A 12,740-nucleotide genomic window follows, 5' to 3' on the forward strand; every position below is an offset into this window, starting at 1 on the left:
ACTGACGTGATCGTAATGCCAACACATCAGTTCGTTTTCATCGGTCCAGGCTTTCTCTTGGATGGTGTCGTCGAAGATCAAAACACCCTCGTCGCGCTCGATCGAACGCACCACCGATTTGACCTGCTGCCATAAGTCCTTGGAGGTGTAATCGGTCTTGGACAAAAAACGCGTCACCTGGTCGTGGCTCACTGCACCACCTACCATCGCCGACAAGCCCGTTGCTGTCGCCGCGCCAAACGTGCTCAGCAAATAGTCGGTGTACAAATCGAGTTCTTTGTTCTTCATGGCGACAGGTTAGCGTATGCACTGCGTAACATCAGTTAGGGTTATCAAAGGGCATAGATGCAACCAAGCTTAATTATGTGAGGACCGATTAGTCAGCGACAGCAGGCAAGGGTTCACACAATATAAAATCCACATAGCGTAGGCAGTGCCGCGCGATTGAACTCACTGCGACAAAACAGTTTGTAACTATTGCGGGGTGATTCACCTGGCTGTGGAAAGCATTTGAATCAGAGGAGCGATGGCACGCCCTAAACAGAGAAAAAAGCAGCCCCGAGAAGGGGCTGCTGAGTTACAAGGAGGGAGTTATGCGCCAACAAAGCCAAGTAAAAATAGCGTTGTTGAGCACATGTAGGTAGCAGAGCAAATATTGTTCCTTTGCCAAGCGAATTTGGTGGGCATGCTGTTTGCGTGTAATTGGGAGTGGTGATTCGTTTGTGCGTGAATCGTCTATCTAAAATTGCACGGGAGAGGCAGCCATGACCAATGCAAACATTATCGATACATTGAATGACTTGATCGAAATCAGTAAAGACGGTGAATACGGGTTTAATCAGTGCGCCAAGTATGCTATTTCGACGGAATTGAAAAATATATTCCGTATCCGTGGTACAGAGTGCCATGTGGCTGCCCATGAACTTATGCGTCTTGCAAATGTACATGGTGGTAATCCCGATGAAGAAGGTAATCGCGGGTGCATTACACCGTGGCTGGGTAAGCATGCGGGGCGCGATTTTGGGCAATGACGATTTAACTATGCTGGCGGAGTGTGAGCGTGGTGAAGATCTCGCCAAGGCACACTATGCAAAAGCATTGGAACAGAACTTACCGCTTAATGTACACGATATAGTAAAGCGCCAATATGCTGGTGTACTGAGCAACCATGCCGAGATCAGATCATTACGTTATCGTTACCGCAGTAATAATTAGAAGAAGGTAGATGATTTTTCTTTGAAAATTTCTTGGACTGTAAGCGCGGTTTTGATATGGACTTCTTGGCTATGTTTGCTGTCAATATGAACCCCCTGGAGTTGATAATACGGGGCACAGCTCTCTATTGGTTTTTGATTTTTATTTTCCGTGTAGTGTTGCCCAGAAACGTGGGAGAAGTAACCATTGCAGATGTGCTTTTGCTTGTTTTGATTGCGAACGCATCGCAAAATACCATGGTGGGTGGTTATACGACTGTGACGGAAGGTTTTATACTGGTTATTACACTGGTGGGCTGGAGCGCTTTATTTGAATGGCTTACATTTCATTTTCCTGCGATACAAAAAATACTGGAGCCATTCCCATTGGTACTGGTACGCAGCGGTAGAGTAAATTATAGAAACCTGCGTAAGGAATTTCTTTCTGTTGAGGATTTAAAAGCCAAACTCCGCGAACGTGGCATTGAATATTTTATTCAAGTGAAAATTGCTTATTTGAAAAGCGACGGCCAGTTCGGCGTAATTGAAATAAAAGACAAGGGTGCAAAAAGCGGAAATGCTGCTGAAAATAAAGTTATTTGATAGCTTGAAATTCATTACTAGTGGATTGTGTTGGTAACCGGTACATGCTACTGGGTTTAGTATGAGTAATGCAGGGGTTTGGCTGTATCTTGTAAGGCTGATTTTAATAAATATATGATATATTTTTAGCGATCCTAAGGTTCAATCACCAAGGGTGAGAGCGTGATAGTCGGCTGAACTTACTCAATAAATGCTGAAATCTATCTTAAGTATTTTTAATAAATCTATTCGAAAATAATTGTACTTGTTCCTTGTCATTCTTCTGCATTGGCAAAGTCAGATAAGCTATACTCTGCGCCAGTTTCAACCTAAAGCCACGGCTAATCCATAAATCCATAAAAAGTGGCATTTCCCCGTCTTTTTCTCCAACCATCTCAATGCTGTCTTTTTTCCGACAGCTGTAGTGCTGTTTAGGGCGTAATTACCGCTTAACCCAAACAGGCATGCTTTGCAAAGGGTTTGTCAGCGCATAGACTGCGAAAAACCTAAAGTCAAAGTGTGTCTTATAATAAATTTTGGGCTTCTATTTTCGATTGTCGCTGGTGAACCTTGTCAAAATAGACTTGTCCCCGTTTTAGCACGCCTTGGTATCGCCCCGTATGGGAGCGAGGAGGAAAAATTGTTTGACCCTGCCCCTTCGTCGCATGATTCTTCTGCCGCGCATATAGTCCAGTTTTACGATGATGATGCTTTCCTCATAGAGGAAGTCGCTACTTTTTTGGAAGTGGCGCTACGTATGGGCGGGGCCGCTGTTGCGATTGCTACGCCTATTCATCGGGCTGAACTCAGTCATGCTTTGAATATGAAAGGCTTCGTTGCAGGCGGGCCGGGGTATACCAGCGAATTGATCCTGCTGGACGCCGCCGACACACTCAGCCGTTTCATGGTGCGTAATGCGGTGGACGAAGCGGCCTTCATGCGAATGGGCGAGGGGCTGATCTTGCGGGCATCGAATGGCGGCCGCCGGCCTGCGTACGTGTTTGGCGAAATGGTGGCACTGCTGTGCGCCAGACATAATATGGACGCCGCCATTCAGTTGGAGGGGTTGTGGGGGGAGTTGGGTAAGCGGCAGCCCTTTTACTTATTTTGTGGTTATCACATCAATATGTTTGCCAACGCCGCCTATAGTGATGCGCTCAAGCAGATCTGCAATGCGCATACCCATGTCCGGACAATAAAGCAGCCCTCTACTTCCTCTACCCGAGCGGAGGAGGTAATGGCAGCGTCCGACCTGCAGCAGAAGGCGATTGCCTTGCAAGGCGAAGCAACCAAACAGGCTGTGTTTGAACAAACGCTGACCCACAGAGAAAAAGAGCTGTCTGAATTCCTGGAGAATGCCACGGAAGGCATACACCGGGTGGCTGCGGATGGCACGATACTGTGGGCGAATCGCGCAGAATTGACGCTGCTTGGCTACGAGGAGAAGGAGTTCTTCGGACAGAATATTGTGAAGTTTCATGTCGACCAGGATTTGATCCGCAGCTTGCTGGAAAAACTCACCAACGGTGAGAGCCTCTTCAACCAACCTGCATCACTGCGTTGCAAGAACGGTGCCATCAAGCATGTGTTGATTAATTCCAATGGATATTTCGAACAGGGTGCCCTGAGCTATACCCGTTGCTTTACGCGCGACGTCACCGACCGTTACGCACGGGAACAAATAGAGTGGGAGCGAAATAACCTGCTGATGAAAGCGCCGGTTGCCGCGGCGCTCCTGGTCGGGCCCGATCACGTTTACAAGTTGGCGAATGCGCTGTATTGCCAGATGATGGGGCGGTCCGATCTGGTTGCGCTGTCCTATACCGAGGCTTTTCCTGAGCGGGTTTCCGCCCGTTGTCTGGAGAAGTTGGATTTCGTCTTTAAAACCGGCGAACCCTATGTGGCTTTTGAAGAGCCGATGTTGACCGATTTCCACGGCACCGGCGAATTGGAGGAGCGCTATTTCAAGTTCAATATCGAGCCGCTCAAGAAGCCGGACGGCATCGTTTATGGGCTGATGATTGTTGCAATGGATGTAACCGAGTTGGTTCAAAGCCGCCGTGTGCTGGAAAGAATCAATGACGAGCGGTCCAAATTGCTGGAAGAACTGGAAGCCGCCAACCATACGAAAGATGATTTCCTGGCCATGTTGGGCCATGAGCTAAGGAACCCGCTGGCGCCAATTGTTTCTGCCTTACAACTGATGAAGAAACGCGGGGACACCCAGAATATTCAAGAGCAGGCCATTATCCAGCGTCAAGTTGATCATATGACGCGATTGGTCGATGACCTTCTGGATGTCTCCCGGATCACCCGTGGCAAAATTGAATTGCGCCGGGAAGTATTAGAGATGGAGACTGTTCTGACCAAGGCGGTTGAGATGGTGGGGGCATTGTTGGACCAACACCAGCACACCTTGATGATGGATGTGCCATCAACAGGTTTACGCTGTGATGTTGATCCGATTCGAATGGCGCAAGTAGTGGCAAATCTGCTGACGAATGCAGCAAAGTTTACCAAGCGCGGAGGCCGGATTTATTTGGTGGCCAAACGTGTAGGCAGTGAAGTCATTGTCAGTGTCAAAGACAATGGACAAGGGATGTCGCCAGAAATGCTTGAACATGCCTTTGAACCGTTTTTCCAAGGAAAGCAGAACCGTGATCGTGCAGAGGGTGGCTTGGGCATTGGGCTGGCGTTGGTAAAAAAACTGGTAGAGCTCCATACAGGGACGGTTACAGCGATGAGTGATGGCCTCAATCAAGGGAGTGAATTTGTTATCCGCCTTCCCTTAAGCGTACCTCGGTCGGACAAGGTGTGGGCCGCACCGGGTGATGCAGAGAAAGCAATCCCGTTGGCGCGGAGTGCCCGGCGCATCTTGCTGGTCGACGACAATGTGGATGCAGCGGATTCTTTGGGGCGCTTGCTGATTGAAGAAGGGCACAGCGTTGCTGTTTTTTACGATGCAGCCAACGCATTGAAGGCATTGGATGGCTTAACCCCGGATCTGGTATTGCTCGATATCGGGCTGCCGGGTATGAATGGTTATGAACTGGCTGCCAAAATGCGAAGCCTGCTGGATTCAAAACCCTGTCAATTTATTGCATTGACGGGATATGGCCAGGAGTCTGATCGTAAAAAAAGCGAAATGGCAGGTTTCGACCACCATTTGGTCAAGCCTATTCATGTGGATGTGTTATTACGTTTGATTGCCTAAGAACCTGTCTAAAGTCTGCTACGCGTCGGCAATATGGCGTTGAAAACACCCTCGGAATGCTCATTTACCACTTGTAAAATCCGCTTCCTCGGCTGTTTTCGCCTTATCTTGCCCTAGCTCGCGAGACTTTAGACAGGTTCCAAGACGCCTACAAACGGTTTTCTACAATGATGAAAAACCGTTTATAGGCCGACCTGTTCACAAACCGAGATTTCCTACGTACACCATCTCGTCAGATAGCAGCGTGTTGTTGGTGGGATTCGTAAAGTTCTTTCAATGCGCGGGCCAGCATTGCCGTGTTGTAGGGCTTGGCCAGCACATGCAGCCCTGCCTGTTGGGCTTCTTCCAATTTCGCAGCATAGCCAGTGACAAGCAATACTGGCAGGTTTGGTCTGCACTTTTGTAGCTCAAGTGCGAGGCCAATACCGTCCAGTTCGCCCGGCATCATCACATCGCTCACTACCACGTCCCATTTGTGCTTGGATCGGGTGACTGCCAATAAGGCGTCCTTGCCGGCAGGCACTACGTCCACGGTATAGCCAAGATGTTCAAGCAATGTCTGGCTGGAACGTGCTACATCGGGGTTGTCTTCCACCAGCAAGGCTTTGCCGGCTTTTCCGATGGGTTGTTCGATGATTTGCGCCGGGTCGGCAGGTGTAATCTCGGCATCTGTGACCGGGAGGAACATCGTCACGCGCGTACCTGCATCCAGCTCGCTTTCGACGGTGATAAGGCCACCGGATTGCCGGCAGAAGCCGTACACCTGCGCCAACCCCAAGCCTGCGCCACTGCCAATAGGTTTGGTGGTGAAAAAGGGTTCGAATATCCTTTCTTTATCTTCCTCTGCAATGCCCAGGCCGTTGTCCGATACGCTGATGCAGACAAACCGTCCGGTCAGTTTTATGTCTGGTTGATCATCGGTCAGGGTGACATTGCTGGCGGTGATGGTGAGCTCTCCCCCATTGGGCAGGGCATCGCGGGCATTCAGGGTAAGGTTGAGCAACGCCAGTTCCAGCTCGGAGCCGTCTACCTTGATACGGGCAAGATTGGGCTCCAAAACCACCTTCAATGACACCCGGCCGCCCACCGAGGCTTGTAAGAGTTCGGTGAAGCCCCGCATCCGCTCTTCAAAGTGAATGACTTCCGGCCTTAGTGGTTGTTTCCGCGCAAAGGCAAGTAGCTGGCGTGTCAACCGGCGACCGGACTCCACCACGCGTTCCAGTGTTTCCAGCGTCGAGACCAGACCGGGGTCGCTGATACGCTTGCGCAGCACCATGGCACTGGTGGCGATGACCATGAGCAGATTATTGAAGTCATGGGCGACACCGCCGGTTAGCTGGCCGAGTGCTTCCAAGCGCCCCGTCTGTTTGAAGGCTGCTTCAATCGCCTCACGGGCACTTATTTCTGCCCGCCAACGACGCCACACCTCATCCTCGCTCCTTAGGCGGCGGCGAACTACGTATAGGGTGCCGGCTAAAAACAAAGTGGGAATGAAGGTAAATGCGCCGAGGATCGCAATATAGCGATACCAGTTGTGCTTCCACACCGCGCTGGGGTAACTGGCACTGACATAAAATGGGTAGCCGGGCACTTTGCGTAAAGAAGTAAAACGCTTGAAGCAGTCCGATGTGGTGCTGTCTTTGCCCGTGCATTGGGGTATCTCATTACCGCGTACTTTACCGGCCCCTGGCGAGGGATAGGCTGGGTTGGGCACATTCGCTAACACTCGTCCCTCTTCCTGCGTTAATTTGAGTGATACACCCGGATAGGTCGCGACGAGGCCGGAATAGTATTCAATGAAGTAGCTGGGCTTGAGTGACACCAGGACGGCACCGGCGAATTGGCCTTCGGCATCATGGTATGGCACGCTGACATTGAACATTGATTGGCGATTCAACCGGCCGGTCATCACCCCTGAAACATACATCGGCTTGCCGCTCTGCACAGCCTTGAAGTCTTCCCGGTCTGCGATGCTGAAATTGCCGGGCACCGGGTAGGTATTACTTGAGGCGATAAGCTGGCCATCCTTGGCGATGACGCCGATGCCGATCAGCTGCGGAATGCCACGTACATAGCCGGAAAAACGCCGGTGCAGCTCCCGCTCGTTGGTGCGCAAATCAGCTTCGCTACGCTGCCCAATCAAATCAAGGATGCGCCCCAGCACTTGCTGGTTGGTTTCCGTGGTCTTGAGCGCATGTTCTTGAATGACATCGACAAAATTGTTGACCCGGTTATGGGCAGCATCGCGTGCAACATGGTAGCTGCTGAAAAGGAGATAATCGAAGAAAGAGGTGGGCAGCAGAACGGTTAGCGATATCAAAATCAGCAATACACGTTGTGCACCCGCCAAGTTTGGGCTCTGGGGTAGACGCGATGGGTTACCCAATGATGGCGCCTCTATTTGCTTGTCTTTTGCCACAACGGCTTTCTTGCTTCGCATAGGGGAACAGATTTTCGCGGAAATAAGAATGGCATGCTATTGCGCAATAGCAATTTATTTCCGGTAGCTCATTACCGATATGACGTTGTTTATAAAAATATGACAGGTCAGAAAATCCAGCAATTAACATGCCCATATTTATCAGGCCGGTTGAAAGCGTGTGAGGGCCGTCACGGCTACTAAGTGTCGGTAAACACCTGATTGAGAATAAATCACTGGCGCAATCGCCGCTAAAAGTGTGCTGCCTTTTTACAAGGACGATGTAATTCTTACAAAATCGGATGCTTCCAAAAGCAGGTAAATCTATTCAATCTGGTTCTATGGGGGAGAATAAGGGCGGGCATGGGCTTTGCGCGTAGTTATGCGTATCAGTTAAATAACAGTAGGAGCAAAGCATGGAAAACGTCGCCCAGCATTTTAATTTAAAGAATCATGCCTTCATTGCCAACGAACCCATCAGTGAAGCGATTAACCCGAATTTTGAAGTGCATTACTGGCAATTCCATCATGATGCGCAACCCTACGCTGTCAATCAGCGTCCAATAGCGCCGCCCAGGCCCCCGAGCTATCGCCCAAGCTGGCGGCCTATGTCACACGGCAGTTGGGCTAACCCAACCGTCCTTGATGGCCTGACCTACATCAGACGGTTCAACTCATACTGCGTGAAGGCATCGTGGATTTGTTCGCGCAGCTGGCTGGCTTGCCAGGGCTTGGTAATAAAGCGGAAGATTGCGCCTTCATTGATGGCTTGCAGAATGGATTCCACGTCGGCATAGCTGCTCATGGCGATGCGCACCGTATTGGGATGCAGGGACTTCACCTGACGCAATAATTCCGCCCCGCTGGTGCCTGGCAGGCGTTGGTCGGCCAATATGACCCCCACTTCGTTGATTGCCAGGATGCGCAAGGCATCTTCTGGGCTATCGGTATTCAGGATGTCATACCCCTCGTTGCGTAGGTCTCGTAGCAGGTAGGTATGCGTGGCTGGTGTGCTGTCCACTATCAGGATGGTGCGGGTATTGCGATTGAGCACAAAGTTCGGCAGAGACAGCAGGCCGTCTTTTTCCAACAGCTGGGTGCAACTCTTGGCTGGTAGCGGCGGCGAGTAATAGTAGCCTTGGATCTGTGCGCACCCGGCCTGGAGCAGAAAGCCCAATTGCTCGGTTTTTTCCACCCCTTCTGCAATGACGACGATGCCCAGCGATTGCGCCATGCTGATGATGGCACGGGTGACAGAGGCATTCTCCATGTTCAGATGCACATCTTCGACAAAGCTGCGGTCGATTTTGAGCTGGTCGAAAGGGTATTTGCGCAGATAGCTCAGTGACGAGTAGCCCGTGCCGAAATCGTCAATCGACCACTTAAAGCCCACGGTTTTCAAGTCGATCATGATGCGTTGGGCCAGATCGATATTCTTCATCAACACGCCTTCGGTGACTTCCAGCTTGATGCATTCAGGTGGGATGGCGTGGTGGCGTTGTCTTTCGACGATGTATTCAACGATGCCGTATTCCTGCAGGCTGTAGGTGGAGACATTCAATGCCACCTCGCCGGGGTTGTAGCCGGCAGCGCGCCATTCGGCAACTTGTTGGAAGACGGCATTGATCACATAGCGGTCGATCTCGCGTATCAGGCCAGTTTCTTCTGCGATCGGGATGAACTCAAGCGGTGAGATGATGGTTCCATCGCTCAAATGCCAACGTATCAGCGATTCGAAACCGCATAAGGTGCCGGAGTGCAGGTCAAGCTGGGGTTGGTAGAACATCACCAGTTCGTGCTGGAGGATGGCGCGGCGCAGGTCGCGTTCCAATGCCACCCGCCGTTGCACCGTGTCGTTCATGGTCAGCTCGAACCGGCTGATCTGGCTCTTACCTTGCTCCTTGGCTTTATACATGGCGGTGTCGGCATTGCGCAGCAACTCGTCCACATCGGCGCCATCGGTGGGATAGAAGCAATAGCCCATGCTGCCTGAGATATAGAGTTCCACTTGGCCGGGTAAGGCAATGGGGTCGGCGAGCTGGACGTTGATACGCTTTAGTGTGTTTTCTGCCTCGAGTTCGGTACGGGTTTCTGGCAGCAGGAGTACGAATTCGTCGCCCCCTAGTCGAGCGACGGTATCGTATTCACGGACACAGCTACGAATGCGGCGTGCCACTTCAACCAGCAGCGCATCGCCCACCGAATGGCCCAGGCTGTCGTTGACATATTTGAAGTTGTCCAGGTCCAGAAAGGCCAGGGAGAAGCGCTCGTTGTGTCGGCTGGCTTGTACGATGGCCTGGCGTATGCGGTCCATCAGCAGGTTGCGATTGGGCAGGGCGGTCAGCGTGTCGAAATTGGCTTGGTGTTCCAGTTCGTCCTGATAGCGCTTGGCGTCGGTGACATCGTTGAGCACACCGACGTAATGGCTGATGCTGCGGGTGTTGTCGAGCGTTGGGGCAACCCGCAACTCGTTCCAGAACATAGAGCCATCCTTGCGGTAGTTACGCAGCAGAGCTTTGCCCTCGGTACCTTGATGGACGGCGCGGCGGATATTGTCCAGGCCGGCCTGCTCATGGTCCTCGCCTTGCAGGAAGCGGCAATTATGGCCAATCACCGCTTCACGGCGGTAACCGGTGATGCGCTCAAACGCCTGATTGACGTAGATGATGGGATTGTCGGGCAGGCGATTGTCGGTAATCATGATCGCGTTGACACTGGCTTCGATGGCGCGATTGCGAATGCGGAGTTCCAGGTCGATCACCTGTTGGGCGGTGATGTCCTGCTCGACCAGGATAGCGCCCTGGATTCGATTACGGTCGTCCGTCAACGGTACGGCTGAATTGAGCAGCGTACGTTGGGTGCCATCGTGCGATTCAATATGCAGCGGCTCGTTCAGAATGCTGTCACCTACCTCCAGTACGCGGCCGATGATATTGCGGATGGCTTGTACTGCCGCAGTGCCGGCGGGGCTCATTGTACTGTCGGTGATTTCCGAGGCTGCCGCCATGAATGGTGCGCCGCCATCCCAGATACGCAGGGCCTCGGGGTTATGCAGCAGGACCTGGCCACGGTTGTCGGTTACCCATACGCCGATTGGCAGGGTTTCCAGTACCTTGAGCATTAGCGCTTCGCTATGGCGCAGTGCGACTTCAGCCCGTTCGCGTTCGGCCATTTCTATGCGCAGGGCGCGTGTCCGTTCCTGTACCAGTGATTCCAGCCGTTCAAACAGACGTGCCCGGGTCAGTGCGATAGCTAGCTGCTGGCCGACCGAGGTCAGCGTTTGCAGTTCGGCTTCGGGCCAGTTTTCACCATCGTCACGGGCGACATTGAGGATGCCGATCAGCTCGGTGCCTAGCCAGAGCGGCGCTGTGGCATGCATGGCTTTTTCGCCTATCACCTTGCAGCTGGCCACATTGAATGCACTGAGCTGGCCATCGCTGCGTAGGGCATGCTGGCAAGGGCAGTCCTGGCCCGCCATCGCGGTAATTTGCGCCAACTCACCTTCGCCAACATTGCCACTGGCCCCCGCGAATTGTAGTTTTCCGGCCTCTGCCGGGTCGGCCAATAGCAGCCATGCGCCACGGCTATGCGGGAATCGACTGACGAGTTGCAGTGCCGAAGTAATTAACTGCTGCTCGGTCTTGGTGTCGCTCAGTTCGGATGAAAAACGAAACAAGTTATCTAGCAGGCTATGCGATTCCGACAATTCAACGTGTTTGGCCTGTAGCTGGGTATTGAGCCTTACCCCTTGTTCATAGGTGGAAATCAGCAAATCGAGGATTTGTTGGCGGGCGGCGGTAATGAAATGGCGTTCTCCTTCAAGCACCACCTCGACGCCGACAGAAACCCGTTCGTTGCTACGTAGGTCGTTATTGGCCAGCAAATACCGTAGCCGTGAGACCAGATACTTCTCGTCATACGGTTTGAGGATGAAATTATCCGCACCACATGCCAGCCCATGCACCACATCGCGCGGGTCGGCGAGGTAGGTGACCAGGATGATGGGGATATTGCTTGTCTTTGGGTCGGCCTTTAGATAGCGACAGAGTTCATAGCCATCCATTTTGGGCATGACCACGTCGGCGATGATGACGGCGGGCATCCGCTTCTTGACTTCGTCGATCGCCAATCGGCCATTGCCAGCGATTCGCACGACGCAACCGTGGCTTTCCAGCAGAATGCGCAATTGCTCCGCCTGGGTTGTACTGTCTTCCGCAATCAATATATCGAATCCACGCAGCATTTCACTGCTCTCCCTTCATGGATTGAAGATTGTGTGAAGCGGCCATGTCTAGCTCGCCTGCTGAGTGTCTGGCCGTAGCCGAAGTATGGTTTCCCCGATCTCGCCCGGTGTTTGCACAAAACACGCCGCGCCGCGTTCGATGGCGGCTTGTGGAATACCATCCACCACCGCCGAAGCGGGCTTTTGCACCAGCGTGAGTGCGCCGAGGGTTTTCAAGCGGGCAAGGCCTTCTGCACCATCGCGCCCCATGCCGGAGAGCAATACCGCGACCAGATCGCCCCCCAGATTGTTGGCGAGGCTCTCGAACAGGACATCAATGGAAGGTTGGCTACAAGAGTGGTGTGTATCGTGGCTCAGCACGACGCGAAGCTGGTTGTCGAGCAGTAGGTGATGGTTGTCAGGTGCGACGTACAGATGGCCTGGCAGGACAATCTGCCCGGCTTCGGCCAAGTGGACGGGTAGATGGGTCTGGTTGGCCAGCCATTCACAGTAACTGCCGCTGAAACCCGGTGTAATGTGTTGCACTAACAAGACGGGCCAAGGGCAGCCGGCATTGAGTTGAGGCAGCAACAACTTGAGCGCCTGGGGCCCCCCTGCCGATGCGCCGATGGCAATGACCTTGAGCGATCGTTTCTGCCAGGTAGAGAGGTTGGCGCCGTTAATGCAATGCGTGGCGACGGGTTCTGGCAGATGGACTGGGGTGGTGCCCAGTCTCCGCAAGGTTTCGGTGAGTTTATTCGCCCGGAGTTGGAAGTTCGGGTCGACTGGGCTGTTGGGTTTGTCTAATACCATCAACGCCCCGGCCTCCAGCGCGCGCATGGCGATTTGGGTGCCGGGCAGGTTGGCGCTGGCAGTAACGATGGCGATGGGGGTGGGATGCCTTTGCATGATGCGGCGGGTGGCTTCAAAGCCATCCATATCCGGCATGTTCAGGTCCATGCTGATCAAATCGGGCTGTAGCAAGGTTAGCTTGTCCAACGCCGCCTGACCGTTATCGGCTTCGCTGACCCGAAAGCCATCCGCCTCAAGCAATGCCCGTAGCAAAAGACGGCTGACGTTGGAGTCATCGACGATCAATACATGCATGGC

The 12,740-nt window shown here is 52.7% G+C and carries 7 protein-coding genes and 1 pseudogene; 4 read left to right on the top strand and 4 right to left on the bottom strand.

The window, feature by feature from the left end; translation table 11 throughout:
- A pseudogene (locus tag CSQ89_RS03375) lies at positions 1-288 on the bottom strand (IS701 family transposase); the annotation flags it as partial.
- 476 nt (positions 289-764) lie between these two features.
- On the opposite strand from CSQ89_RS03375, the gene CSQ89_RS23475 reads away from it, so the two are divergent.
- The 4 genes from CSQ89_RS23475 to CSQ89_RS03390 all read left to right on the top strand — a co-directional run bounded on the left by CSQ89_RS23475 (position 765) and on the right by CSQ89_RS03390 (position 4,989).
- Positions 765-1,031 carry a DUF2383 domain-containing protein gene (locus CSQ89_RS23475; RefSeq protein ID WP_255408614.1) on the top strand — a complete coding sequence of 89 codons (267 nt, stop codon included), beginning with the start codon at positions 765-767 and terminating at the stop codon, positions 1,029-1,031.
- Positions 1,006-1,215 carry a PA2169 family four-helix-bundle protein gene (locus tag CSQ89_RS23755; protein ID WP_255408615.1) on the top strand — a complete coding sequence of 70 codons (210 nt, stop codon included), beginning with the start codon at positions 1,006-1,008 and terminating at the stop codon, positions 1,213-1,215. The genes CSQ89_RS23475 and CSQ89_RS23755 overlap by 26 nt, the downstream gene beginning before the upstream one ends.
- Before the next feature lie 71 nt (positions 1,216-1,286).
- Entirely contained in the window at positions 1,287-1,796 is a 510-nt protein-coding gene (locus CSQ89_RS03385) for a DUF421 domain-containing protein (protein ID WP_158228886.1), read from the top strand.
- Between the two features lie 619 nt (positions 1,797-2,415).
- Positions 2,416-4,989, top strand: coding sequence for an ATP-binding protein (locus CSQ89_RS03390; RefSeq protein WP_233202950.1), 2,574 nt, complete (start codon positions 2,416-2,418; stop codon positions 4,987-4,989).
- A gap of 232 nt (positions 4,990-5,221) precedes the next feature.
- On the opposite strand, the gene CSQ89_RS03395 is transcribed toward CSQ89_RS03390, so the two are convergent.
- From CSQ89_RS03395 to CSQ89_RS03405, 3 genes are all read right to left on the bottom strand, one after another.
- The gene (locus tag CSQ89_RS03395; protein WP_099404782.1) at positions 5,222-7,429 is read right to left on the bottom strand and encodes an ATP-binding protein; all 2,208 of its coding nucleotides are present in this window, start codon (positions 7,427-7,429) and stop codon (positions 5,222-5,224) included.
- 634 nt (positions 7,430-8,063) lie between these two features.
- Complete coding sequence (locus tag CSQ89_RS03400) at positions 8,064-11,651, bottom strand: EAL domain-containing protein (RefSeq protein ID WP_099404783.1); 3,588 nt, start codon at positions 11,649-11,651, stop codon at positions 8,064-8,066.
- Positions 11,652-11,699: 48 nt separating this feature from the next.
- Positions 11,700-12,737, bottom strand: coding sequence for a chemotaxis protein CheB (locus tag CSQ89_RS03405; RefSeq protein ID WP_099404784.1), 1,038 nt, complete (start codon positions 12,735-12,737; stop codon positions 11,700-11,702).
- Between the last annotated feature and the right edge of the window lie 3 nt (positions 12,738-12,740).

It is taken from the genome of Chitinimonas sp. BJB300, assembly GCF_002735695.1.
Taxonomy (GTDB): Bacteria; Pseudomonadota; Gammaproteobacteria; order Burkholderiales; family Chitinimonadaceae; genus Chitinimonas.

Excerpts from the sequence above, each read along its gene's own strand:
- CSQ89_RS23475 (WP_255408614.1), top strand. The coding sequence starts at position 765 with ATGACCAATGCAAACATTATCGATACATTGAATGACTTGATCGAAATC.
- CSQ89_RS23755 (WP_255408615.1), top strand. The coding sequence starts at position 1,006 with ATGCGGGGCGCGATTTTGGGCAATGACGATTTAACTATGCTGGCGGAG.
- CSQ89_RS03385 (WP_158228886.1), top strand. The coding sequence starts at position 1,287 with ATGTTTGCTGTCAATATGAACCCCCTGGAGTTGATAATACGGGGCACA.
- CSQ89_RS03395 (WP_099404782.1), bottom strand. The coding sequence starts at position 7,429 with ATGCGAAGCAAGAAAGCCGTTGTGGCAAAAGACAAGCAAATAGAGGCG.
- CSQ89_RS03400 (WP_099404783.1), bottom strand. The coding sequence starts at position 11,651 with ATGCTGCGTGGATTCGATATATTGATTGCGGAAGACAGTACAACCCAG.
- CSQ89_RS03405 (WP_099404784.1), bottom strand. The coding sequence starts at position 12,737 with ATGCATGTATTGATCGTCGATGACTCCAACGTCAGCCGTCTTTTGCTA.